This is a genomic window from Tardiphaga sp. 37S4, assembly GCF_021044645.1.
Classification (GTDB): Bacteria; Pseudomonadota; Alphaproteobacteria; order Rhizobiales; family Xanthobacteraceae; genus Tardiphaga; species Tardiphaga robiniae.
Genome location: NZ_CP088008.1, coordinates 260,305 through 285,156, shown reverse-complemented (window position 1 = coordinate 285,156; position 24,852 = coordinate 260,305). Strand labels below are relative to the sequence as shown.

The following is a 24,852-nucleotide window of genomic DNA, read 5'->3' as shown; positions in this document are numbered from 1 at the left end:
GGGAGAGATTTGCGCAGGAAATTCGTTAGAGGTTCGCACCGCTGAACATTTCGCTGTACCAATCCGCGATCAGCTTCGGATTGATCCGGCCGTCGACGATGAACACCCCCTGCGCGCCATCGGCAACCCAACGCTTTACCGCATCGAGATCGGCGAGCGTCCGCACCACCACGCCATCGGCGCCATATCCGCGCGCGATGGCCGCAAAGTCGGTCACCGGAAATTGCGCCATGCCGGCATTATAGCCTTCGGGGCCGAAGTGATGTACTTCGGCGCTGTAGGCGCTGTCGTTATAGATGAAGATGCAGATGCGCTTCTTCAGCCGCACCGCGGTCTCAAGTTCCGCGATCGACATCAGGAAGCCACCGTCACCGACCGCGAGCACAGTCAGCCGCTCCGGCTGCGTCACTGCCGCACCGATCGCGCCGGCAAGGCCGAGGCCGATCGACTGGAACGCAATCGGAATGCACCAACCCTTGTGGTCCGGCGCGGAAATATAGCGCGTCACCCAGCCGACGAAATGTCCACCGTCGACAACGACGGTGCGATCCTTCGGCAGGATATCGTCCATCGCCTTGCTCAGCGTGCGCGGATCGATGTGGTCGGCAGTGCTGGTGTCGTCATAGGCCAGATTATGATTGCCTCTGGCAGTCATCACCGCGGTAACCTCGGGCGTGCGCCAGCCGGCCTCGCTGGGCGGCGTCTTATCAAACGCCTGCAACACGGCAGTCGCCACAGCGGAGGCATCGCCTTCGAGCTCGAGATCGACCGGGCGATGCACGCCGATGCGGCCTTTCTCGACATCGATCTGCACGAGCTGAGCATAGTCCGAGATCAGCTTGCCCTTCTTCGTGGTCCACATGTTCAGCGACATGCCGAAGGCGAGAATCATGTCGCTCTGCGCGATCAGCTCAGCCGTCGCCTTCGACGAGAAGCCTCCGGCAACACCGAGATTCCACGGATGACCGGAAAACATCCCATGCGCCTGCAACGACGTCGCCAGCAACGCGCCAAGTTTGTCGGCCAGTTGAACCAGCAGCGGCTGTGCATCTGCCACGACAGCGCCATGCCCCGCAAGAATCAGCGGCCGCTTCGATGTCCGGATCGTCGCAACAAGTTCATCCAGCTTCGCCGGATTAATCGTGACCTGCGGCCTGATCGGCAAATGTTTCTTGCCCATCGTTGCCGTGACCGACATCTCCTGCACATTGATCGGCAGGCTGAGCACGACCGGCTTGCGCTCGCGCAGAGCGACCGAGGCTGCTTTCCAGGTGTCGGCGTAAGCGCTTTGTGCATCTATGATCTGCCGCCACTCGCCGCCGACCGCGTGAACAAGTTCCGACTGATTGAAGGCAAATGCCGAGTGCTTGTCGCCGAGCACCACGTCGCCTGCGAGAACGAGCAATGGCGTGTCGCTCTTAGCGGCTTCGCCGATGCCGGTGATCGCATTGGTGAGACCCGGCCCCGCCGTTACGCTGACGATCGTGAGATCGCGCGTGAGACGCGCCGCCACATCGGCCATGCTCACCGCACCGCCCTCATGGCGCGCAGCAACGAATTCGACACCGAACTCGGTGAGGCCGAGCGTCACCTTGAAATTTGCGCCACCGACGAGACCGAAGCAGCGCTTGGCGCCGATATCGGCGATCGCGCGTGCAACTTCGCGCCAGACGGTCGAATTGGCCGGGGTGTGGTCGAGAACTGCAGCGGATGAGGATGTCATGAGGTCACTTTGCACCGATCGCGATCTCCTCGACATTCAAGGATCGGGCCAAAGTAGTTTAGGTTTAAAGGGATTGCCATATGTCGATCGCGCTGGCCCAATCACGTGATCGGGAGAGCGGAACAGGCGCAAAAATGCCATCTGCGGTCATCGCAGTGGCTCATTTCGCAGGTACAGCCTTATTTAAGGGCAGATCGACCGCCGACTACGCCCGTCCGGCGACCACCATGCTGTGCAGATCGTCGGCCATCTTCGGCGCAGCCGCGCCTTCAAGCGACGATCGCAGGGCCTCGATATCGGCATCCGGGACCGGGCCCCATCCGCAGGGGCACTGGCCGTCCTGATGGGCCGCCGCAACTTCGCGATAGGTCGCGCCGATCGCGGTGGCCAGAAGACGCATCACCACATCGGGCGGCAGACGCGAACTGTCGAGCACGCGGCAGAACGTCGTCATGATGGCCTGGTTGAGATAGGTCTGTGCCGAATTCTCATCGGTGATATCAGAGACCTTGACCTGCTGCGGAAGCATGCGCGTATCCTTTGCGACCCCTGCGTTTGTCTAGGCCGCGGTCACGTCATGCTCAACCCGTTTCGGGCCGGCTGGCCTTAGAAGGCCTCAAGCCTGTCATGTTTTGAATGGCTCAAAACAGGATGTGTCGTGCGCACATTCTTTGTTCGGCTGCGCCTTGCTTTATTCTGCCGCGGCCTGCGCTTGTCCCGCGCGAGCATCGAGATGCATGGCCTCGATACGTCTCACCTTGCTGATCGATCCCATGATCAGCGGCACACGCTGATGGATCGCCGTCGGCGCGAGATCGAGAATACGGACACGACCCGTGGTCGCGCCGCCGCCGGCCTGTTCGACGATGAAGGCCATAGGATGCGCTTCATAGACGAGACGCAGCCGGCCATCGGCATAGCCCTTGCGCGCATCGGACGGATAGAGAAACACGCCGCCCCGGATCAGGATGCGATAGGCCTCGGCAACCAGGGCAGCGATCCAGCGCATGTTGAAATTCTTGCCACGCGGGCCATCGGCACCAGCGAGGCACTCTTCGACGAAGTCGCGCACCGGCGCTTCCCAGTGGCGATGGTTGGACGCATTGATGGCATATTCCGAGCACTCGGCCGGGATCTGCACGCGCTGCCGGATGCGCTTGTAGCTCCCCGCGGCGCGATCGAGCGTGAAGATATCGACGCCATCGCCGAGCGTGAGGACCAGCGATGTCTGCGGGCCGTAGACCACGAAGCCGGCAGCGACCTGTGCGCTGCCTTTTTGCATGAACGGCGTCGTGCCCTTCGAGGTCGGCATGATCGAGAAGATCGTGCCGACCGTCATATTGGTTTCGATATTCGACGAACCATCGAGCGGGTCATAGGCAATGTCGAGCAAGCCGCCGTCGCGGATATCCGCCGTCTCGGCTTCCTCGGAGGCCAATGCGGCCCAGGACACGGACTTCAACGCCGCGCGAACAATCTCGTCGGCGCGGACATCGAGATCCTTCTGCACGTCGCCATCGGCATTCTGTGCGCCCTGTGCCTCGCCGGTAATTCCGGCCAGCGCGCCGCAACCGATCAGGTCGGAGATTTCGATGGAGGCCTTGGCGACGGCATCGACCGCAGCAGCCACGGCCAGCCGCAGCGGGTCCTGTCCGGCGTAGTCGGCCGTATATCGGGACAGGGGCATGTGGTCGGTCATCGCAATCTCCGCAAAATACTGGGCTCCTTCTGGCACATGGCCGCGTCCGGAAGGCCCGGGAATGGCAGAAATGGGCCATTTTGCCCACAGATATTGACCAGCTGGGCCAAATAAAGGAACTTTCGTAAAAATCAGGCGGCGAAAGTTTTCCTTATATGACAAAGCGCTTCCGCGACATCTCGATCCGCCAGCTGCGTGCACTGGCCGCCGTCGCCGCCAGCGGCAGCATTACGGCGGCAGCTTTGAAGCTGCGCCTGACACAGCCGGCTGTCACCTTGCAACTGCGCAACCTGCAAGGCCTCGCCGGCCTGCCGCTGATCCAGCGCACCGGCGACGGAATGGTCCTGACCGATGCCGGCCGCGAGGTGCTGGCGCTGTCGGAACGGATCGAGGCGGCGATGGCCGCCTGCGCAACATCGCTGGACATGATGGCCGGCAAGACCGGCGGGCGCATTTCCATCGGCGCCGTCAGCACCGCGAAATACTTCGTGCCCTTCGCCATCTCCGCCTTCGCGAAGCTCCATCCCAAGATCGAGATCTTGCTGACGGTCGGCAATCGCGAGGAGACCATCGCAGGCCTGCGCAGCTACGATCTCGATATCGCAATCATGGGCCGGCCGCCGGCCGGGATCGACATGGATGTGAACCTGATCGGCGATCATCCGCATGTGATCATCGCGCCGAGCGATCATCGCCTCGCGAGCAAGGCGCGCCTCTCCATGAGCGATCTTGCAGGCGAGACTTTCCTGACGCGTGAGCCCGGCTCGGGCACGCGTGGATTGATGGAGCAACTGTTCGAGAGCGCAGGCTTGCGCGCCACGATCGGCATGGAGATGGACAGCAATGAGACCATCAAACAGGCCGTGATGGCCGGGCTCGGCATCGCCTTCATCTCCGCACATACGGTGGCAACCGAACTGGAGCAGCGGCGACTGGTGATGCTGGATGTGATCGGCCTGCCGATCATCCGGCAATGGTTCGTCCTCAACCGCAAGGACAAGGTGCTGCTGCCGCCGGCGCAGGCGATGCGCGCATTCCTCGCCGCACAGGGCGCGCAGTTCCTGCCTGCGACGGAAACCGGCAAATCTGCGCCGGTACGCCGCAAGTCCCGCAGCCGCGCGGCGCTATAGCGACCGACCTAGCCTCACCTTGTAGCATCCGGCGAGGGTGATATGGTGTCGCCAGCCCGAGCGCCAACACATCCCTTTATCAGTCATCGGAGAATTCAATGCCTGCTGCCTCGGCAGATAGCACTGCGCCCGTCAGCGTCGTGACCGCCCTTTATCTCGGCACCAAGGTGCTTCACACCGAAGCCGAGCGCTCCGGCATCATCAAGGACATGTTGCGCGGTGACGTCAGCCGCAAGGGCTATGTCCTGCTGCAGCGGAATCTGCTGGCCGCCTATCAGGCGCTGGAAGCCGGACTTGAGAGCCATCGCGACACGCCTGTGCTCGCCGCACTCGCCCAGTATCGGCTCGATCGTGCATCGGCCATGCAAGCCGATCTCAATGTGCTGTGCGATGGCGATTTCTCGGCAGTGCCGATACTGCCTGCCGGCGAAGCCTATGCCAAGCGCATCGCGGATGCCGCCAAGGGCGACGGCGAATTGCTGATTGCCCACGCCTATACGCGCTATCTCGGCGATCTCTCCGGCGGCCAGATTCTCAAGCGCCTGCTCGCCAAGAAGCCCGGCCTCGCGCCGGAGGAATTGTCGTTCTACGACTTCCCGGCCTATGCCGATCTCGCCGCGCTGAAGTCGGACTATCGCAACGCGCTCGATGAAGCCGGCAAGCTCGCGACAAATCCGCAGGCGATCATCGATGAAGGCTCGGTCGCGTTCCAGCTCAACACGGATCTGTCCTGGGCCGTGCAGGGTGCGATCGAAGCGGAGCAGGTGGCTTCTTAGCCTCTCCCCGCCTGCGGGGAGAGGTCGACTTTCACATGCGAAGCATGTGGAAGACGGGTGAGGGGGAGCCAGTGTTTCACTCTCTGGCTCCCCCTCATCCGTCTTGAATGACCTTCGGTCATTCAAGACACCTTCTCCCCGCAAGCGGGGAGAAGGAAATTACTTCCAGCTGACCAGCGGCGGCATCGAGCTCAGAATGTTCTCGACGTTGCCGCCGGTCTGCAGGCCGAACATCGTGCCCTTGTCGTAGAGCAGATTGAACTCGACATAGAGGCCACGCGTTTCGAGCTGCTGCGCGCGCTCTTCCTCGGTCCAGGCTTCCTGCATCCGTGCGCGCACGATGCGCGGATAGACATCGAGGAAGGCGGAGCCGACATCGCGCGTGAACGCGAAGTCCTTCTCGAAATCACCGGTGTTGAGCTGATCGTAGAAGATGCCGCCGACGCCGCGCGCCACGCCGCGATGCGGCAGGAAGAAGTAGTCGTCGGCCCAAGCCTTGAACTTCTTGTAGTAAGCGGGGTCATGCGCATCGCAGGCGCCGCGCATCGCGTCGTGAAACGTGATCGTATCCGACGCATCGACCTTGCGCTGCTCGGGCAGCATTGGCGTCAGATCCGCGCCGCCGCCGAACCAGCCCACCGCCGTCGACAGGAATCGCGTGTTCATGTGCACGGTCGGCACGCGCGGGCTGCGCGGATGCATGATCAGGCTGATGCTGCTGGAGACGTAATCGAGCTGCGATCCGCCGCCCGGCATTTGCCGCGCCATTTCCGGCGACAGCTTGCCGTTCGCGGATGACGTATGGATGCCGATCTTCTCGAACAGCCGGCCGCCCGAGAGGAAGCCGCCGACGCCGCCGCCGATGCCTGTCGCACGGGTCCACGGCTTGTAGGTGAAGGTGGCCGGCGCGCCCGGGAACAGCGCCTGCGGCGCCTCGCGCTCCAGCGCCTCGATCTCGGCGCAGATGCGGTCGCGGAGGGATTCGAACCAGACCTTGGCACGGGTGCGGTTCTGTTCGATTTCTGGACTGACGATCGGGGTCATGATGTTCATGGTCTTTTCGCTCATGATGTTCGTACAGTCTATATGCCGCCTGCGGCGCGATGACACCTTGAGATGCGTCAAAACGTGAAGTGAATCGCCGGTTTTGCGGAATTGCCGCGCCTCGCCAAGAGCGAAGCGGCGGTGTATCAGAGGCGGCAAAATCATGCCTTTCGGCACCAGTTTCCGGAACCCAAGCATTTGACCCAGTCCACGCCCCGCAAGCCGTTCCTCGATGTCCTCGCCGGCCAGCGCCAGGCGGTGCCGCCGCTCTGGATGATGCGACAGGCCGGACGCTATCTGCCCGAATATCGCGAGGTCCGCGCGCAGGCCGGCGGTTTCCTCGATCTGTGTTTCAATCCGGATTTCGCCACCGAAGTGACGCTGCAGCCGATCCGGCGTTTTGGTTTCGATGCCGCGATCATCTTCTCGGATATCCTGGTGATCCCTTATGCGCTCGGCCGCTCGGTCCGCTTCGAGGTCGGCGAGGGCCCGCGGCTCGACCCATTGGACACGCCGGAAAAGGTCGCAACGCTCTCACCCGAGGCCGACTTCACGAAGCTTGAGCCGGTGTTCGAAGCGCTGCGCCGCGTGCGCGCGCAGCTCGATCCGAAGATCACGCTGATCGGTTTCTGCGGCGCGCCATGGACCGTTGCGACCTACATGGTTGCCGGCAAGGGCACACCGGATCAGGCACCGGCGCGGATGATGGCCTATCGGCATCCGGAGGCCTTCGCGAAAATCATCGACACCATCGTCGAGAACTCGATTACTTACTTGCTCGGCCAGCTCAACGCCGGCGCCGATGTGCTGCAGATCTTCGACACCTGGGCCGGCATACTGCCTGCGGCGGAATTCCAGCGCTGGTCGGTGGAGCCGACCAAGCGCATCATCGCCGGCGTGCGCGCCAAGGTTCCGCATGCGAAGATCATCGGCTTCCCGCGCGGCGCCGGCGCGCTGCTGCCGAGCTATGTCGGCGCGACCGGTGTCGATGCCGTGAGCATCGACTGGGCCGCCGAGCCGTCATTCGTGCGCGAGCGGGTGCAGAGCCACGTCGCCGTGCAGGGCAATCTCGATCCGCTGGTACTGATCGCCGGCGGCGCCGCGCTCGATCGTGCCGTCGATGACGTGCTGGCGAATTATGCCAGCGGACGCTTCATCTTCAATCTCGGCCACGGCATCCAGCCGGAAACGCCAATCGCCCATGTGGAGCAGATGGTGAAGCGGGTGCGGGATTTCAGGGGATAGCATCTTGCTTCTCCCTCCCCCTTGCGGGGAGGGTGGCGCGTTGCGAGCGCAGCGAGCAAACGTGACGGGTGGGGTGCCCCACGTGAGGGCGTCGCTCGTGGCACCCCCACCCCGGCCTATCGGCCGACCCTCCCCACCTAGCGAAGCTTCGCTTCGCGCGGGGGGAGGGATATTTCTGGCGCCGTCGCGCCATCGCAAACCCAGAATTTCAAACAGCCACTACCCTTCAGACATGCGTCATCACCCCCATTGTTTGCGGCGCGGGGGCGCCGTCGTCTCTTGCATTCCTGCCCCCTGTGAGAGGGCGTGCGGAACGCCAGGTGCCCGTTGCACCCTTGGGCCTGATGCGATGCGGTCTTCCGCAATTTAGAGTGCATCAGGACTTTCGGAGGCGCCGAGCAAGTGCCCGACGTTCCGCCTGCGGTGTTTTTTCGGTTGCTTGCACATCTGCCATGGCGAACGGTCCCATCACCAAAATTAATGTCCCAGGGCGGAGGGACAGGGTAGCCGCAAAGCACTTGGCCGAACGCGTTTCGATTTGGTCATCCGTCACACTGTCCAGGGCTTTTTCCATCCCAAGGTCGGTCGTCTCCTTGCCAGTGGCAGTGCTGGCGCAGATCCGTCCTGCCCGAAGACAGACGTCACCCATGAACCGCGTGACGCCGCATCTCCGGCGTCCACCGCATCCCACCCCGCGAACGTGACGATCGCGATCGCCCCTCTCGGTGGGGCAGGACAGAGGAGAATATAAACCTGATGGGGATGTTGTCAACGAAGAATAGGAAAAAATATTTAGGCGCTGTCTGGCCGCCCCGCTCTGTCATTCCCGGCAAACCAATTGGTTTGCCTGAGGGCGACTGCGCGCCTTCGCGCAGGCGAACCTCAGCCACTCCAATTGGAGTGGCGGGGAATCCCGACCTGTTCAGCGCAAAACACGTCGAGATTCCGGGCTCGCGTGCGGCTGGCGCCGCCCAGCCCCGGAATGACGAGGAGGACGCGCAATACCGCGCGCACTACTTCGCCGCTTGCTTGTCGTCGACGAAGCTGACTTCCACACCCTTCTTCACGGATGCACCGAGGCGCTCCACGTCCCAGTTGGTGAGACGCACGCAGCCGTGGGAATCGCTCTTGCTGACGCGGGAGGGATCCGACGTGCCGTGGATGCCATAACTCTTCTCCGACAGGCCGATCCACATGGCACCGACGGGATTGTTGGGGCCGCCATTGATGGTGAAGGGCTTCGACGATTCCACGCCCTTGAACTTGTATTTCGGATCGTAACGATAGACCGGGTTGGCGTGAACCGAGGTCACTTTCAGTGCACCCGATGGCGTCGGCTTCTCATCGCTGCCGACGCTGGCGGGATAGAAGGCGAGCAACGCGCCGTCCTTGGCGAAGGCCTTCACGGTCTGCCGGACCTTGTCGACCTCAAGGCGGCTGACCCTATCGGGCTTGCGATCCGAGAGCTTGACGATGGTGATGGTGTCGCCAGCCTTGTCGAACTTCGCTTTGGGATTGAGCGTCTCGAGCAGATCCTGGCTCATATGGAAGCGTTCGCCGAGGGCTTCGCGGGCGCTGGTGTAGTCCAGCTTCTTCAGCGATTTCATCTCTTCCATCTTGACTGGAAGCTTGTCGAGGAATGGGCCCTTCACGTCCTTCTCGGTCAGCACATAGTCGGTCATGACCGGGTCCGATGATCCCGCCTGCAGCTTCGCCCAGATCTCCGGCGTCAGCGCCTTGCCGGACGGCAGGCTGTTGGCTTCCGCGAAAGCCAGCAGCGCCTTCTCCACATTGTCGCCGAACATCCCGTCGATCTCGCCCGGCGAGAAATGCGCGCGGTCGAGCAGCACCTGGAGCTTCACCGCCAGCGGGCTGAGCTTCTCGTCGGGCGGCAGCTTGCCGGTGAAATTGGCGCCGTTGATCGTCTCGGCATTGAAAGCCCTGGACGGCTTGTCGGAATCCTTGGCGAGGGCTGCGCCCTGCGCCAGCAGCGACAGTCCGACCGCGACGATGAGGCTGCGCATAGCGTCTCTTTCCGGCTGAGTGATGGATGATGCGCACCGGCGCATCTCTCCAAGACAAAGCCAAGAACCGCCTCTGGTTCCATCCTGACGCGATGCACGCCGTGATCGCGCCCTACCGCCCCTTCTCCTTCCGCCACGCCGCGAAATCCACCAGCGTCTGCTCATCCGTCGCGGGGTAAAGCCCGAAGATGCCCTTGCCCTTCTGCACCTGTTCGGTGACGAAATCCTCGAAGGCGGTCATCTCGAAGGCCTCGTTGGCGATCTCGTCGGCAAGATGCGCGGGGATGACGATGACGCCGTCGCTGTCACCCAGAATGACGTCGCCGGGAAACACCGGCGCGTCGCCGCAACCGATCGGGCCGTTGATCTCGATGGCCTGATGCAGCGTCAGATTGGTCGGTGCGCTCGGGCGATGGTGATAGGCCGGGAAGCCGAGCTTGGCGATCTCGGCGGAATCGCGAAAGCCGCCATCGGTGATGACGCCAGCGACGCCGCGCTGCGCCAGCCGGTTGATCAGGATCGCGCCGGCGGAGGCCGCACGCGCATCCTTGCGGCTGTCCATCACGAGCACCGCACCGGGCGGGCAATCCTCGACCGCCTTGCGCTGGGGATGCGCGCGATCCCTGAATACGTCGAGCTTGTTGAGATCCTCGCGCGCCGGCATGTAGCGCAGCGTGAAAGCCTCGCCGACCAGCGTCGGCTGGTCGGGGCCGAGCGGATGGACGTCCTGGATGCATTGCGTGCGGAAGCCGCGCTTGTAGAGCGCGGTGGCCACGGTTGCGGTGGAGATGGTCTTGAGTTTGGCGCGGGTCGCGTCGCTGAGCTTGGTCATGGGATCACTCACTCAATAAATCACGGGTTCTTTGACCGGCGCGCCGAAGTCGGTGCGCAGGAAGTCGAAGTCGCAGCCTTCATTGGCCTGCTGGATATGTTTGGTGAACATCCAGCCATAGCCGCGTTCGTAATTGCGCTCCGGGGCTTTCCACGCCGCGCGGCGCTTTTCCATTTCGGCATCCGAGATGTCGAGATTGATCGTGCGGGCATCGACGTCGAGGGTGATCATGTCGCCATTCTCGACCAGCGCCAGCGGGCCGCCGATGAAAGATTCCGGCGCCACATGCAGGATGCAGGCGCCGTAGCTGGTGCCGCTCATGCGCGCATCGCTGAGGCGCACCATGTCGCGGACGCCCTGCTTCACCAGCTTCTTCGGGATCGGCAGCATGCCCCATTCCGGCATGCCCGGCCCGCCCTGCGGACCCGCATTGCGCAGGATCAGAACGTGATCGGCCGTGACATCGAGGCTCTCGTCGTCTATCGCCTTCTTCATGCTGGGATAGTCGTCGAACACCAGTGCCGGACCGGTATGCTTGAGAAAGCGCGGCTCGCAGGCTGACGGTTTGATGACGCAGCCATCGGGCGCGAGGTTGCCCTTCAGCACCGCGAGCGCGCCCTCGGCGTAGATGGGATCTCTGACGGTTCGGATGACGTCGTCATTATAGACTTCAGCGCCGGCGATGTTTTCACCCAGCGTCTTGCCGGTGACGGTCATCACATCAAGATGCAGGTGCTCCTTGATGCGGCTCATCAGTCCCGGCAGACCGCCGGCATAGAAGAAGTCTTCCATCAGATAGGTGTCGCCGGAGGGACGTACATTGGCGATGACCGGCACCTTGCGGCTGGCGATCTCGAAATCGTCGAGGCCGATGTCCTGGCCGGCGCGGCGCGCCTGCGCGATCAGATGGATGATCGCATTGGTCGAGCAGCCCATCGCCATCGCCACGGTGATGGCGTTCTCGAAGGCCTTTCGCGTCTGGATCTTCTGCGGCGTGAGATCCTCCCACACCATCTCGACGATGCGACGGCCGCATTCACTGGCCATGCGGATGTGGCCGGCGTCCGCGGCGGGGATCGACGATGCGCCCGGGAGCGTCATGCCGATGGACTCTGCGATCGCCGTCATGGTCGAGGCCGTGCCCATGGTCATGCAGGTACCGTAGCTGCGGGCGATGCCGCCTTCCACCTCGACCCATTCCTTGTCGGAGATCTTGCCGGCGCGGCGCTCGTCCCAGTATTTCCAGGCGTCGGAGCCGGAGCCCAGCGTCTTGCCCTTCCAGTTGCCGCGCAGCATCGGACCGGCGGGCAGATAGATCGCGGGATAGCCCGCGCTGGTGGCACCGAGCAGAAGCCCCGGTGTGGTCTTGTCGCAGCCGCCCATCAGCACCACGCCATCGACCGGATGGCCGCGCAGCAGTTCCTCGGCATCCATGGCGAGCATGTTGCGATAGAGCATCGTCGTCGGCTTCAGGAAGCTCTCCGACAGCGACAGCGCCGGCAGCTCCATCGGGAAGCCGCCAGCCATCAGGATGCCGCGCTTCACATCGTCGACGCGGGTCTTGAAATGCATGTGGCAGGGCTGCGCTTCCGACCAGGTGTTGAGAATCGCGATGACGGGGCGCCCCTTCCACTCCACCGGCGCATAGCCCTGCTGCATGGCGCGCGAGCGATGGCCGAAGGCACGCAGGTCGTCCGGCGCAAACCAGCGCGCGCTGCGGAGTTGATCGGGGGTCTTCTTGTGGCCCGGCATAATTCCATCCCTGTTTCTTTTTGCTTTGGCACGACTTACTTTTGCACGATGCGAACCAGTCAAGCCGGTCGAGTGTGCCGGATTCGACTGTAGCGGTTCAAGACCGCCTGGCCAATGTCCGGTCCGGCGTCTGTGCATCTGCCAGCCGATGCGCTTCCAGTGCCTCGGCATAGAGCGCGAGACCTTCGGCCACCTTCTGACGCTGGGCCGGAGCCAATTGCTGCAAGGCATTGGTGACCTGCCGCTGCCCATAGGCCTCGATCGCCTCGCGGGTGCGCCGCCCCTTGGCCGTCAGCAACAGCCGTTTGACGCGGCCGTCGCCGGCACTGGCGGCTTCCTTCAGCTCGCCGGCGTCGATCAGCTTGCGGATCATCCGGCTGACGCTGGATTTCTCCAGCCCGAGAAACGCGGATAATTCGACCGCGCTCATCGCCTCGCGCGCGCCAATCTCCAGCAGCGTATGCACCGCCGATGGCGGATAGTCGGTCGCTGCAACCGTTGCCTGCATGAAACCGAGTTCGCGCACCATCAGACGCGACGCGGCGCGGATGTTATCGATCAAATCGGCGTCAATATCGGACAATCGCAGGCTCCTTGACGATAGTTGCATGATACAACTATATTGCTGACGACGAATAACGACCGTGTTAGCACGATCCGTGCAAGGAATGACCATGACAACCAGCGCTGCCCAGTTCCGCCCCCGCGACCGCATGGCCGGACGCATCTGCCTCGTGACCGGCGGCGGCACCGGCATCGGCCGGGCGGCCGCGCTGCTGATGGCGCATGAAGGCGCAGCTGCGGTGGTGATCGCAGGCCGTCGCGAGGCCGAGGGACAGGCCGCGGCCGACGACTGCGGCCGGTTCGGCGCCAAGACACTGTTCGTGCGCACCGATGTGACCGAGGAGGCCGAGGTCGCCAGCCTGGTGCAGGCTGTGATGTCCCGTTTCGGGCGGCTCGACGTGGCCTTCAACAATGCCGGCTATCAGGAACGACGCGCGCCGATCGAGCAGCAGACCAGCGCGGTCTATGACACCGTGTTCGATGCCAATGTCCGCTCGGTGTTTCTTGGCCTGAAGCATCAGATCCAGGCCATGGAACTGAATGGCGGCGGCCGCATCGTCATCAATGCCTCGGTGAGCGGCATCCGCAATCCCAATCCCGGCCTCGCGCTATATTCCGCATCGAAAGCGGCGGTGATCTCGCTGATGCGTTCGGCAGCGATGGAATGCGGGCCGCGCGGCATCCGCATCAATGCGGTGGCACCGGGCCGCGTCGTCACCGACATGATGCTGGCCTCGGGGATCGCCGACATGTCGGCTGTGGCCGCCGGCCTTCCGATCCGGCGTATGGGACAGCCGCATGAAGTGGCCGAAGCCGTGGTGTGGCTCGCGTCCGACGATGCCGGCTACATCGTCGGCCATGTGCTATCGGCGGATGGCGGCTTCAGCGCGACCTGACGGCGGCCGCGCATCATTGCGTTGCAACAGACGAGCGAGACTGCAGAGCAGCACCGTGTGACTTGCAACGGCCAGGCCCTTGGCAACGTCCTTGCCATCGTCAAAGATCACAAGCCGATTGCCAAAGCCACCGCGACAGGTCAGCCTGAGGCGATGGAGATGGATCTGCGCGTCGCGCTCTGCCACCGCGCAACATCGGCATATGTCATGACGATCCGGAGTATCTGACCGACCAACGACATCACCCACACACATCATCCGGCAACGACCGGGCGGACGAAACGGATGCCTGCATCAATGACAGGCACCGCAAAGGGAAAACACAGGGAGGAAGTCAAGATGAGCATTTCTCGTCGTGGAATTCTGTTGGGCGGCGCCGGCGCACTCGGCGCAGCAAGTTTTCCACTCGCACGTCCCGCCATTGCGCAATCGTACGAACCGATCAAGATCGGCTGGCTCGCCGCCATGACCGGACCGAGTTCGGCGCCGACCGTCGGCTTCAACCGCGGCGTCACGTTCGCCACGGAAGCCATCAATGCCGCCGGCGGCGTCAAGGGCCGCAAGATCGAGATCATCACCCGCGACACCCAAGGCGATCCGACCAAGGCCGTTAACGCCACCCAGGAACTGATCAGCCAGGCCAAGGTCCATGCGATCTGGGGGCCGGTGAATTCCGGCGAGGCACTGGCCACGACGCCATTGATGGCGCGCGCCAAGATGCCCGACCTGCATCCCTGCGTCGTCGATACGCTGATCGATCCCGCGAAATTCCCCGCCGCATTCCGCATCGCGCCGTCCAACGGCCAGTGGGACGACGCCGTCCGCAACTACTGCCTCAAGGTGCTGAAAGTCAGCAAGATCGCCGTAATCGGCGACACCACGGGCTACGGCGTCACCGCCGTGAAAGCCTCGGTCGAGGCCTTCAAGAAAGACGGCGCCGATGTGGTCTACAGCGCCAATATCGACGCGACCCAGCCCGACATGACGCCGGACATGCTGCGCGCCAAGAATGCCGCTGCGCAGGTCATCGTGGTGTGGAGCGTGTCCACCGGCATGGAAGCGCGCATGTTCAACACCCGCGCATCCATGAACTGGGACGTTGCCTTTGTCGGTCATCCGTCGCTGGCATCCGGCGAACTCGCCAGCCTGATCGAGAAGCCTGCCAACTGGGAGAAGGTCTACGCCATCGGCTACAAGAGCTGCAGCTATGACTCCGCCGGCAAGCTGCCTGCCAAGAGCCAGGATCTCGTCGATCGCCTTAACAAGGCCAAGGTGCCGCTCAACGACACGCTGCTGTGGTGGATCGCGGGCGGTATCGACGCCGTCGAACTGATCGCCAGGGCTGTCGAAGCCAGCGGATCGACCGACAGCGAGGGCATCGTCAAATACTGGAACTCGCTGACCAAATATCCCGGCTATTTCGGCAACTACTCGTTCTCACCCACCCAGCATAACGGCTATCCGACCGACGAGATCGTCATGTCGGAAGCGCGTTCGGCCAAGAACGGCACCTTCGCCCTCGCCCCCGGCTACTCGTAAGCCGGCGCGAGGACGACACACATGCTCGGCTCGATCATAGCTTCAGGCCTCGCGGCGGGCGCGATCTATGCGCTCGTCGGCATCACCTACAATACGATGTTCTCGACCTCGCGGGTGATGAGCTTCACCGCCGGACAGCTCGCGATGCTCGGCGGGGTGTTCGGCTCGCTGTTCATGCTGAAGATGGGGATGCCGACTTTGGTCGGTTTCGCCCTCACGCTGATCGCCTGCGCGATCATCGGCGTCATCACCGAATTCGTCGCGGTGCGGCCGGTGCTCAAAAGCCTCGAACAGCATCTCTATGTGCTGTCGACGCTGGCGCTGGCGCTGATGATCCAGCAGGTCACCGCGATCAAATGGGGCACCGAGCCGCAGCCCTTCCCGCGCATCGTCGGTCTCGGCACCGGCGTGTGGGACGAAAAATTCTGGCTGCCGGTGGTGGCCTGCGGCCTCACCATCTTGGGCCTCGAATATCTCTATCGCCGCACATTGGTCGGCCATGCCTTCATGGCGATCGCGGAGGATAATTTTGCGGCGCGTGCACTCGGCCTGCCTGAGCGCAACCTGCGCGTGGCGAGCTATGCCCTCGCCGGCGTGATCGGCGGCGTCGCTGGCTTTGCCGGCGGCGAGCTGATGCTGGCCTTCTTCGCCAACGGCGCGCTGTTGAATTTCTACGGCTTCGTGCCGGTGGCACTCGGCGGCCTCGGCAACAATCGCGGCGCGCTGATCGGCGGGCTCGCGCTCGGCCTGTTTCAGCAAGCCGCGAACTTCCTGGTCGGCGGCATCTTCTCGTCCGTCGCGGTGTTCGCGATCTTCATCATCGTATTGCTGGCAGCGCCCTCGGGCCTGTTCGGCTCCGCAACGGCGCGGAGGGTGTGATGACGGCGATCACCGATATTCCGACATCGCGCGAGACCACGACGAAGCATTCGGTGTTGCCCGCGCTGCTGCCGTTCCTCGGCGTGTTCGCGCTGGCGATGATCCTGCCTTTCGTCAGCAACGACTACTGGGCGCTGATCGGCACCCGCGCCGCGATCTACTGGGTGCTGGTCGCCGGACTCAATCTCGTGGTCGGCTTCGCCGGTCATCTTGCCATCGGCTATGTGGCGCTGCTGACGCTCGGCGCCTACACGACCAGCGTGCTCGCTGCCGGGAATGTGTTGCCGCCGGTGCCGATCTATGGCGCCCTGATCATCGCTAGCTGCGTCGGCGCCGTGTTCGGCGTCATCGTCGGCCTGCCGGCGATGCGGCTGCGCACCTTCTACTTCGCCATGACCACACTCGGCTTCGCCACCATCGTGACGCAGATCGCGCTGGCTTGGCAGAGCGTCACCGGCGGCGGCATCGGCATTGTCGGCCCGGAATTCTCCGCGCCGTTCAACACGCCCTGGGGTTTCTATTATCTGTGCATCGGCTTCGCAGCCGTGGCGACCTGGCTCAGCGCCAATATCGCCTATAGCCGGTTCGGCCGCGCGCTGATTGCGATCCGCGATGCGGATGTGGCGGCGGAAGCCACCGGCATCTCCAAGCCGAAGCTGCTGGTGTCGATCTTCCTGCTCGCCGGCGCCATGGCGGCCTTTGCCGGCGGATTGTTCGCCAGCCTGCAGACTTACATCACGCCGGACGCCTTCACCTTCGATCTCTCGGTGCTGTTTTTCATCGCCATCCTGATCGGCGGCCGCGGCTCGATCCTGGGGCCGATGCTCGGCACCATCATTCTCACCATCCTGCCGGAGATCGCGGCACCTCTGGCCGCGTGGTCGACCTTTCTCTATGCGGTGCTGCTACTGCTGATCGTGCTGGTGATGCCCGGCGGCATCGCGGCGCTGCTGGATTTCAAGAGCCGCCGTCCGCTCGCCAGCAACCGCGCCATCGTGCCGCGCATCGCGGGACTCTCCGAAGTGCTGCGCAAGACGGCCACCACCAAGACGCTGACACTGCGCGAAGTCGTCCTCACCTTCGGCAATGTCCGGGCTATCGACGGCCTCGATCTCGATGTGAAGCCCGGCCAGATCCACGGCCTGATCGGGCCCAATGGCTCCGGCAAGACCACGACGCTGAACGTGATCTCCGGCTACTACGCCGCAAAAGGCGGCACCATCACGCTCGGCGATGACGCGCTGCCACCGGGCATGCCGGAACTGCGCGCCGGCAAAGGCATCGCCCGCACCTTCCAGACGCCCCGCGTGATCGGCGAAGCCTCGGTGCTTGAGAATGTGATGGTCGGCGGCACCATCGAGGGCGAAGCGACATTCGCCGAGGCACTGCTGTCGCTGCCGCGGCACCACCGCGACGAACGCAAGCTCGCCGCACAGGCGCGCGCCATGCTCGGCGTCGTCGGGCTGGAGGCGCTGGCCGATGTCCGCGCCGATCGCCTGCAGCACAGCGAATTGCGCTTCATCGAGATCGCGCGCGCGTTGATGCTGCAGCCGGACTTCCTGTTGCTCGACGAACCTGCCGCTGGCCTCTCCAGCGACGAGATCACGCGGCTCGGCGCGCTGATCAAGGCGATCAGCCGCCGCGGCACGGGGGTGCTGCTGGTCGAACATCACGCCGACCTGATCTTCGACATCTGCGATCAGGTCACGGTGCTCAACCTCGGCAAGATCCTCGCCGCCGGCACGCCGGCCGAAATCCGCGTTCACAAGGAGGTCGTCAGTGCTTACCTCGGAGGCTGAACCGCTGCTCAAGGTTACCGCGCTGGAATCCGGCTACGGCAAGATCCGCGTGCTCCATGGTATCGACCTGCATATCGCCGCCGGCGAAGTGGTGACATTGCTCGGCCCCAACGGCGCCGGGAAATCAACCTTGCTGCGCGCGATCTCCGGCCTGCTGCCGGTCAATGCGGCGAGCGTTCGCTTCGATACCCGCGACATCAGCAACGGCACGCCGCGCGAGGCAGCACGTGCCGGGCTCGTCCATGTGATCGAGGGACACCGCGTGTTCACGCAGCAGACCGTCGCCGAAAATCTGCTGCTCGCGGCCTACGACCTGCCGCGCGGCGAGCGCAACGCGCGCGTTGATGAAGCGCTGTCGTTCTTTCCGGAGATCGCCGAGAAGCGCCATGAGCGCGGGGCGTCACTCTCGGGCGGACAGCAGCAGATGCTGGTGGTGGCACAGGGCCTCGTGCGACGGCCGCGGCTGCTGATGCTCGACGAGCCCTCTGCAGGCCTCTCGCCGGTACTGGTCGACCGCGTGCTGACGGTGATCGCGCAATTGCAGAAACAAGGCACCGCCGTACTGCTAGTGGAGCAACTGGTGGAGAAAGCGCTGGCCGCCGCCAATCGCGTCTATGCCCTGTCGCAGGGGCGTATCGTGCTCGAAGCCGCGACAACGGAAGCGAACCTGCCGCAGCGGCTGGAGCGGGCGTATTTTGGGCACGAGGAAGCGGCGGCGGTGTAGCAACGCATCTCGCAGCGCTTTGCCCCAACCTCGTCATTCCGGGACGCGGGCGTATCTTCGCGCACGCGAACCCGGAATCCCAATATGAGAGTCACATGTCGAGATTCCGGGTTCGCTCGCGAAGAGCGAGCGCCCCGGAATGACAGCGTGGTTCACCCATCAATAATCGCTACCGCCCTTGTCCACCCCGCCGATGCCTTCTCGATTTTCACCGGGAAGCACGACACCATGAAACCGGTGGACGGCAGCTGCTCAAGATTGTGCAGCTTCTCGATATGGCAATAGCCGATATGTCGGCCGGCCTTGTGGCCTTCCCAGATCAGGCTGGCATCTTTCGTCTCGGCATATTTCTTCGCGGTGTAGACGAAGGGCGCGTCCCAGCTCCAGCCATCGATGCCAGTGAGGCGCACGCCGCGCTCCAGCAGATACATGGTGGCCTCATAGCCCATGCCGCAGCCGGAGATGACGTAGTCCTGCTGACCGTATTTGACGCCGGCAGACGTGTTGACGACGACGATCTCCAGCGGGCTCAACGTATGGCCGATGCGCTTGAGCTCGTCCTCGACGTCCTTGGCCGTCGCGACATAGCCGTCCGGGAAATGCCGGAAGTCGAGCTTCACGCCGGGCTGCAAACACCAGTCCAGCGGCACTTCGTCGATGGTCCACGAGCGCTCGCCGCGGTTCATCGTGGGATGGAAATGATAGGGCGCATCGAGATGCGTGCCGTTGTGAGTCGAGAGCTGCACCAGCTCCACTGCCCAGCCCTGCCCGTCCGGCAGATCCTCAGCCTTCAGCCCGTCGAAAAACTGCAGCATCCGCGGCAGGCCCTGCTGATGATCGACATAATTGATGGTGGGATGATTACCCGGCGGATCGGCGGGAACGTCGTTCTGCAGGGGAACGGAGATGTCGATGAGGCGACGGGGCATGGTGGTTTCCTCGGGGTTTTGTCTTTTGTTTGATCCTATCGGTCGTCATTGCGAGGAGCCCTTGCGACGAAGCAATCCAGTCTGCGCTTGTTGCTTCTGGATTGCCGCGTCGCTTCGCTCCTCGCAATGACGTGGAGAGGCAGGTGCGTTACACGTCCTGCCGCACCACTTTGTTCTTCAACACGCCGATCTTCTCGACCTCGAGTTCGATCTCGTCATTATGTTCGAGATACCAGCCGAGTTCGAGGCCGCAGCCGTTGCCGACGGTGCCGGAGCCGATGAATTCGCCGGGCATTAGCGTCTCGTCCTGCGTCACATGGGCGATGATCTCCTCGAAGGAGAACAACATGCCCTCGCTGGTCGAGGACGAGCGCACCTTGCCGTTGACGCGGCATTCCATCTTCAGTCTGTAGGGATCGCCGATCTCATCCGGCGTGACAATCCACGGCCCCAGCACATTGCCGCCGTCGAAGCTCTTGCCTTTGGCGGGACCCAGGCGGCCTTCCATCTCCAGCCGCTGCGCATCGCGGGCCGAGAAATCATTGAAGATAGTATAGCCGAAGATGTGATCCTTCGCCTTGGCCGCGGAAATATTCGCGCCCCTGTTCTTGGTGACGATGCCGAATTCGAGTTCGTAGTCCATGACCTCGCTGTAGCGCGGCCACTTCACCGTGGTGCCCGTGCCGCGCACGCTGAAGCGGTTGGTGATGTAGTAGATCGGCTGGCGGCGATAGACTTCGGGCAATTCGCCGAGCGGCTCGGCTTCCAGCCGCGCCAGTTCTTCCATGTCCCCCTTCGCACGGGCAGCCAGTTTCAACTGGCCACGCGGCGACTGCCGGATATGCAGCGGAAACGACATGCCATCGCGCATCTGCCGCGGCTCGGGCAGCGGCGCGAGAATGTCCGTGCCGGCGACATTCACTGACAGCGTTGCGTCACTGCGATGTTTCTCGAACGCGCTGCGCGCCGCATCGAGTGCAGCCTCACCTGCATCGATCAACGCCAGCATCGATGTGAAGGCGGGATTGCCGCCATCGCGGGCCGCGGCGCCGGCGAGATCGAACAGCTTGGCATCGTTGGCGTGAACGATACCGACCCTGGCTTGGCCATCCTGCTGGCCGCCGGCACGAAATGTCGCGAGCTTCACGAGCGTTCTCCCACTTGCTTGTTCTTCGATAAAATATATGATCAAAAAAAATATCGATAAACAAGAGGCGATCGCAAAGATTGCTTCACGATCGAAAAATGCTCGGGTGAGGGAGACGACCATGACCAGGTGGACGGTGGCAGCCCTATTGGCCACGCTCGCTGTGACGGGCACCACGCATGCCCAGACCAAGCTCCAGATAGGTTGCACTGCAACAACGGACTGCGCCTCGGCCATGGTCGCGGTCGATGAAGGCATCTTCAAGAAGCACGGGCTCGATGCCGAGATGATCCCCATCGGCATCAACTCCAATATCCCCGCGGCCATTCTGTCCGGCTCGATCCAGATCGGCGGTCCGACCTCCACCGTCTTCCTGCAGGCTGCCGACGGCGGCCTCGATCTCGTCGCGGTTGCCGGCGCAACGGTGATGAGTCCGACATCGAACGCCAATATCACCGCCTTCGTGCGTAACGGCATCACCATCAAGGAGCCGAAGGATTTCGTCGGCAAGAAGGTCGGCGCACCGGGCCTCGGTGCGTTTCTTCACGTGCTGTTCGTCAAATGGCTGGTCGACAAGGGTGTCGATCCCAGGAAGGTCAATTTCGTCGAAGTGACCTTCCCGACCATGCCCGACATCATCAAGTCCGGCGGTGTCGATGCCGTGCTGACCGCCGAGCCAACGGTATCGCGCATGCTGGCGGCCGGCAGCGGCAGCATCGGCGCGCGTTACGCGTCGGAGCTCGAGCGCACAGAGCCGATCATCTTCTATGCGGCCTCGCGCGAATGGGCCGAGAAGAATCCCGACACCGTCAGGAAATTTCGCGCTGCCATCGCCGAAGGTGCGGCGATCGTGAACAGCGACAAAGACAAGACCTCGGCCGCAATTGCCAAATTCACCAAACAGACCATCGAACTGGTGAAGGCATCACCGCCGAACAAGTCAGAGCCGGTGCTGAAGCCCGAGCAACTGGCATGGTGGATCGACGTCATGTCCTCGCAGAAAATGCTGGAGACCAAACTCGATCTCAACAAACTGATTCTGAAATAGGTCGAACTGAATGGCGGGCCAGCCCCTTAGCAGTCCAATCGATGTATCCGGCTCGGATACGCTGAGCGAACGTGCAGCGACATTGCTCCAGCATGACATCATTGCCGGCAATCTCGCGCCAGGCACGCGGCTTGGCATCGTCGATCTCGTGCAGCGTTACCAGATTGGCGCCACGCCGATGCGCGAAGGACTGTCGCGCCTGATCTCACGCGGCCTGATTATCGGCATCGGCCAACGCGGTTTTCGCGTCGCCGACATCAGCCGGGAGGATCTGGCCGACATCACACGGATGCGCAGCGTGGTGGAGATGGAGGCGCTGCGGCTAGCCATCGAACATGGCGACGATGCCTGGGAGGCTGGCATCCTCGGCGCGCTTCACCAGATGCGCAGGCATATCGACCGTACCGGCGATGAATTCCGCGAAGGCGCGCCGGATTTCGACAAGCTCCATAAGGGATTTCACACCGCATTGCTGGCAGCCTGCAATTCGAAGCGCCTGCTCTCGGCGCATTCGGAACTTTACGATCAGGCCTATCGCTACCGCAGGGTGATGATGCGTGGCTTCGACAGCGGTAGCCGCTTTGTCGCAGCCCATCAGCTTCTGGCCGATCGCGTGCTTGCGCGCGAAACCGGTCCTGCGCAGGCCATGCTGACGTCGCATCTGCACTCGACGCTCGCTTTCGTCTATCCGCCCGGACAGGGAGATTGAGCGCGATGACATCCATTGCCCTCCGCAAGGACATCCCACCGGCCCAACTCGAAAAGTCGCAGATCGCGTTTTCCCATGTCACGCTGGATCTCGGCGGCAAGACGATTATCGAAAACGTCAGCCTCGACGTGAAGCCCGGCGAGTTCCTCTGCATCATCGGCGCCTCCGGCTGCGGCAAGACCACGGCGCTGCGCCTCGCCGCCGGCCTGTACCAACCGACATCCGGACATGTCAGCTTCGACGGCGAGCCGATGCGCGCGCCGCGGCGCGACGTTGCCATCGTGTTCCAGGATTACGGCAAGGCGCTGCTGCCATGGCGCACGGCCGCCGGAAATGTCGCGCTGGCGCTGGAAACCATCGGCATGCCCAAGGCCCAGCGCCCGGCACGCATCGACGAATTGTTGAAGAAAGTCGGCCTGCCTAATCACGCCGCGAAATATCCCGCCGAGATGTCCGGCGGCATGCAGCAACGGTTGCAGATCGCGCGATGTCTGGCGCAGGAGCCGAAAGCACTGCTGATGGACGAGCCGTTCGGCGCACTCGATGCCATGACGCGGCAGGGTCTGCAGGACGAGGTCCTGTCGCTGCTCGATGCCAGCAAGGCCACGGTGATCTTCGTCACCCACGATCTCGAAGAGGCCATTTATCTCGGCGACCGCGTGGTGGGCCTGCTGCCGCATCCCGGCCGCATCGGCATCGATCTTCCGATCAACCTGCCGCGCCCCCGCGATCAGTTGACCACGCGCGAGAACCCGGAATTCCTGCGGCTGCGCCGCGAATTGTTCGACTTCATCAAGGCATCGGAAGCATGAGGTCCGAGCGCCTGAAAGCGGCGATCCTTCCGATGAGCCTGCTCATCGTGCTGGAAATCTGGGCGCGCTCCGTCGATATCCACAGCGATGCATTGGCGCCGCCGAGCGCCGTGGTGCTGGCGCTGTTTCAGGCGTTCGGCGACGGCTCCATCCTGGCGGCCACGCGCGACACGCTGGCTTCGGCCTTTGCCGGCCTCGTGGTCGGCGGCGCTATCGGCCTGTTTCTTGGAATCGCGCTGGGTATCTTCCAGCCGGTGGATCGGTTGATGGAAGTCACCATCGAATCCCTGCGGCCGATCCCCTCCATCGCGCTGCTACCGATCGCGCTGATCGCGCTCGGCTTCGGCTATCGCATGGAAATTGTGATCGTCGCCTTTGCCTGTGTGTGGCCGATCCTGATCCTCAGCCGCGCTGCGGTGCGCAGCATCGAGCCGCGACTGATCGAAGTCTCCCGCGCGCTGCGGCTGTCGCCAGGTGACCGCGTCCGCAAGATCATCATTCCCGCGGCACTGCCGCGCATCTTTCTCGCCTTCCGCCTCGCGGCCGGCATCGCGCTGATCGTCGCGGTCACCGTGGAAATCGCGATCAATCCCATCGGGCTCGGCGCCGGAATCATGATTGCGCAGCAAGCATTGCGGTCGGACCTGATGCTCGCTTATCTGCTGTGGATCGGCCTCATCGGCTATGCACTCAATGCCGGATTGCTGGCAGCGCAGCAGCATCTGTTTGGCCCCGCAGCGCTGGCGGGAGAGGTCCGATGAACTGGGCACTCACCCTCTGGCGCATTGCCAGCTTCGCCTTGGCTGCAGGCCTGATCGCGCTGTGGCAGTTGATCGCCAATCTGAAACTGGTCTCGCCGGTGTTCCTGCCCGGCCCCGATCGCGCCTGGGCCGCGCTGATGCGCGGCTTCAGCAATGGCACATTGCTGGACAAGACAATCGGCACCCTCGAACACATGTTCTATGGCTGGCTGGTCGCATCCGTCGTCGGTATCGCACTCGGCGCCATGATCGGCTCATCGAAAGCGATGCGCAGCTATGTCGCCCCGTCGCTGGAGTTCCTGCGGCCTCTGCCCGTATCGGCGATCATTCCCGTCGCCATCGCTCTGTTCGGGCTGACCCAGGGCATGGCGCTGTTCGTCATCGCTTTCGGCGCGATCTGGCCGATGCTGCTTGCGACCGTTCACGGCTTCGGCGCAGTAGAGCCTCGTCTCTATGAGGTCGCGCGCTCGCTGCATATGTCGCGCCTCGCGGTGATCTTCAAGATAGCTCTGCCATCTGCGAGCCCCGACATCATCTCCGGCATGCGACTCAGCCTGACCGTGTCGCTGATCCTGGCGGTGGTCTGCGAAATCCTCGCGGGGCTCGACGGCCTCGGCCACTGGGTGCTGCTCTCGGCGCGCGCGTTTCGTTCGCCGGATCTGTTCGCCGGCGTGATCCTGCTCGGCGTGATCGGCTATGTGACCGCGCTGGCGATGTCGCTGGTCGAGGCGCGACTGCTGCGGTGGCGGACGAGCGGGCATTGAGAAACATACTCGTCGTTCCGGGGCGCTCGCTCTTGCGAGCGAACCCGGAACCTCAT

Annotated in this window: 23 protein-coding genes; 13 read left to right on the top strand and 10 right to left on the bottom strand. The window is 63.2% G+C overall.

The window, feature by feature from the left end; all coding sequences use genetic code 11:
* Positions 1 to 25: 25 nt before the first annotated feature.
* The 3 genes from LPB73_RS01365 to LPB73_RS01355 form a co-directional block, all read right to left on the bottom strand.
* Positions 26 to 1,723, bottom strand: coding sequence for a thiamine pyrophosphate-binding protein (locus LPB73_RS01365; protein WP_231079348.1), 1,698 nt, complete (start codon positions 1,721 to 1,723; stop codon positions 26 to 28).
* 205 nt (positions 1,724 to 1,928) lie between these two features.
* Positions 1,929 to 2,252: a hypothetical protein gene (locus LPB73_RS01360; protein ID WP_231079347.1), complete on the bottom strand. Its 324-nt coding sequence runs from the start codon at positions 2,250 to 2,252 to the stop codon at positions 1,929 to 1,931.
* A 162-nt stretch (positions 2,253 to 2,414) separates the two neighbouring features.
* Positions 2,415 to 3,422 (bottom strand): class 1 fructose-bisphosphatase, encoded by a 1,008-nt coding sequence (locus tag LPB73_RS01355; RefSeq protein ID WP_414716845.1) that lies wholly within the window; start codon positions 3,420 to 3,422, stop codon positions 2,415 to 2,417.
* Positions 3,423 to 3,577: 155 nt separating this feature from the next.
* Between LPB73_RS01355 and LPB73_RS01350 the strand changes: the two genes are divergently transcribed.
* Both LPB73_RS01350 and LPB73_RS01345 read left to right on the top strand, forming a co-directional pair.
* Positions 3,578 to 4,552, top strand: a complete 975-nt coding sequence (locus LPB73_RS01350; RefSeq protein ID WP_231079346.1) for a LysR family transcriptional regulator — start codon at positions 3,578 to 3,580, stop codon at positions 4,550 to 4,552.
* A 98-nt stretch (positions 4,553 to 4,650) separates the two neighbouring features.
* Positions 4,651 to 5,328, top strand: a complete 678-nt coding sequence (locus LPB73_RS01345; RefSeq protein ID WP_231079345.1) for a heme oxygenase (biliverdin-producing) — start codon at positions 4,651 to 4,653, stop codon at positions 5,326 to 5,328.
* Positions 5,329 to 5,487: 159 nt separating this feature from the next.
* Here the strand turns inward: LPB73_RS01345 and hemF are convergent, their stop codons facing one another.
* Positions 5,488 to 6,381, bottom strand: coding sequence for an oxygen-dependent coproporphyrinogen oxidase (gene hemF / locus LPB73_RS01340; RefSeq protein WP_231079344.1), 894 nt, complete (start codon positions 6,379 to 6,381; stop codon positions 5,488 to 5,490).
* A gap of 189 nt (positions 6,382 to 6,570) precedes the next feature.
* On the opposite strand from hemF, the gene hemE reads away from it, so the two are divergent.
* Positions 6,571 to 7,617: a uroporphyrinogen decarboxylase gene (hemE, locus tag LPB73_RS01335; RefSeq protein ID WP_231079343.1), complete on the top strand. Its 1,047-nt coding sequence runs from the start codon at positions 6,571 to 6,573 to the stop codon at positions 7,615 to 7,617.
* Positions 7,618 to 8,630: 1,013 nt separating this feature from the next.
* On the opposite strand, the gene LPB73_RS01330 is transcribed toward hemE, so the two are convergent.
* The 4 genes from LPB73_RS01330 to LPB73_RS01315 all read right to left on the bottom strand — a co-directional run bounded on the left by LPB73_RS01330 (position 8,631) and on the right by LPB73_RS01315 (position 12,808).
* On the bottom strand, positions 8,631 to 9,641 hold the full coding sequence (locus LPB73_RS01330; RefSeq protein ID WP_231079342.1) for a L,D-transpeptidase family protein: 1,011 nt from the start codon (positions 9,639 to 9,641) through the stop codon (positions 8,631 to 8,633).
* 112 nt (positions 9,642 to 9,753) lie between these two features.
* Positions 9,754 to 10,473 (bottom strand): ribonuclease activity regulator RraA, encoded by a 720-nt coding sequence (locus tag LPB73_RS01325; protein WP_231079341.1) that lies wholly within the window; start codon positions 10,471 to 10,473, stop codon positions 9,754 to 9,756.
* A gap of 12 nt (positions 10,474 to 10,485) precedes the next feature.
* Positions 10,486 to 12,225, bottom strand: coding sequence for an L-arabinonate dehydratase (araD, locus tag LPB73_RS01320; RefSeq protein ID WP_231079340.1), 1,740 nt, complete (start codon positions 12,223 to 12,225; stop codon positions 10,486 to 10,488).
* Between the two features lie 97 nt (positions 12,226 to 12,322).
* Positions 12,323 to 12,808 carry a MarR family winged helix-turn-helix transcriptional regulator gene (locus tag LPB73_RS01315; RefSeq protein ID WP_414716844.1) on the bottom strand — a complete coding sequence of 162 codons (486 nt, stop codon included), beginning with the start codon at positions 12,806 to 12,808 and terminating at the stop codon, positions 12,323 to 12,325.
* 91 nt (positions 12,809 to 12,899) lie between these two features.
* Between LPB73_RS01315 and LPB73_RS01310 the strand changes: the two genes are divergently transcribed.
* The 5 genes from LPB73_RS01310 (at position 12,900) to LPB73_RS01290 (ending at position 18,626) form a co-directional block, all read left to right on the top strand.
* Positions 12,900 to 13,685, top strand: a complete 786-nt coding sequence (locus tag LPB73_RS01310; RefSeq protein ID WP_231079338.1) for an SDR family NAD(P)-dependent oxidoreductase — start codon at positions 12,900 to 12,902, stop codon at positions 13,683 to 13,685.
* A 339-nt stretch (positions 13,686 to 14,024) separates the two neighbouring features.
* On the top strand, positions 14,025 to 15,224 hold the full coding sequence (locus tag LPB73_RS01305) for an ABC transporter substrate-binding protein (protein WP_231079337.1): 1,200 nt from the start codon (positions 14,025 to 14,027) through the stop codon (positions 15,222 to 15,224).
* Positions 15,225 to 15,245: 21 nt separating this feature from the next.
* Positions 15,246 to 16,103, top strand: coding sequence for a branched-chain amino acid ABC transporter permease (locus LPB73_RS01300; protein ID WP_068734444.1), 858 nt, complete (start codon positions 15,246 to 15,248; stop codon positions 16,101 to 16,103).
* Complete coding sequence (locus LPB73_RS01295; protein ID WP_231079335.1) at positions 16,103 to 17,902, top strand: ABC transporter permease subunit; 1,800 nt, start codon at positions 16,103 to 16,105, stop codon at positions 17,900 to 17,902. The genes LPB73_RS01300 and LPB73_RS01295 overlap by 1 nt, the downstream gene beginning before the upstream one ends.
* Positions 17,883 to 18,626, top strand: a complete 744-nt coding sequence (locus tag LPB73_RS01290; RefSeq protein WP_231079333.1) for an ABC transporter ATP-binding protein — start codon at positions 17,883 to 17,885, stop codon at positions 18,624 to 18,626. Before LPB73_RS01295 ends, LPB73_RS01290 begins: the two co-directional genes overlap by 20 nt.
* Positions 18,627 to 18,778: 152 nt before the next feature.
* On the opposite strand, the gene LPB73_RS01285 is transcribed toward LPB73_RS01290, so the two are convergent.
* Together LPB73_RS01285 and LPB73_RS01280 are read right to left on the bottom strand one after the other, a co-directional pair.
* Positions 18,779 to 19,555, bottom strand: a complete 777-nt coding sequence (locus LPB73_RS01285; RefSeq protein WP_231079331.1) for a cyclase family protein — start codon at positions 19,553 to 19,555, stop codon at positions 18,779 to 18,781.
* A 148-nt stretch (positions 19,556 to 19,703) separates the two neighbouring features.
* A complete protein-coding gene (locus tag LPB73_RS01280; protein WP_231079330.1) occupies positions 19,704 to 20,702 on the bottom strand; it encodes a fumarylacetoacetate hydrolase family protein in 999 nt (332 codons plus the stop codon).
* A gap of 121 nt (positions 20,703 to 20,823) precedes the next feature.
* Here LPB73_RS01280 and LPB73_RS01275 point away from each other — a divergent pair, with 121 nt between their 5' ends.
* The 5 genes from LPB73_RS01275 to LPB73_RS01255 are packed head-to-tail and all read left to right on the top strand — an operon-like array spanning position 20,824 to position 24,796.
* Entirely contained in the window at positions 20,824 to 21,750 is a 927-nt protein-coding gene (locus LPB73_RS01275; protein WP_231079329.1) for an ABC transporter substrate-binding protein, read from the top strand.
* Positions 21,751 to 21,760: 10 nt separating this feature from the next.
* On the top strand, positions 21,761 to 22,459 hold the full coding sequence (locus tag LPB73_RS01270; RefSeq protein ID WP_231079326.1) for a GntR family transcriptional regulator: 699 nt from the start codon (positions 21,761 to 21,763) through the stop codon (positions 22,457 to 22,459).
* 5 nt (positions 22,460 to 22,464) lie between these two features.
* The gene (locus tag LPB73_RS01265; RefSeq protein WP_231079324.1) at positions 22,465 to 23,271 is read left to right on the top strand and encodes an ABC transporter ATP-binding protein; all 807 of its coding nucleotides are present in this window, start codon (positions 22,465 to 22,467) and stop codon (positions 23,269 to 23,271) included.
* 32 nt (positions 23,272 to 23,303) lie between these two features.
* Positions 23,304 to 24,032: an ABC transporter permease gene (locus LPB73_RS01260; RefSeq protein WP_231079323.1), complete on the top strand. Its 729-nt coding sequence runs from the start codon at positions 23,304 to 23,306 to the stop codon at positions 24,030 to 24,032.
* Positions 24,029 to 24,796, top strand: a complete 768-nt coding sequence (locus LPB73_RS01255; RefSeq protein WP_231079322.1) for an ABC transporter permease — start codon at positions 24,029 to 24,031, stop codon at positions 24,794 to 24,796. The genes LPB73_RS01260 and LPB73_RS01255 overlap by 4 nt, the downstream gene beginning before the upstream one ends.
* The last annotated feature ends 56 nt before the right edge of the window (positions 24,797 to 24,852 follow it).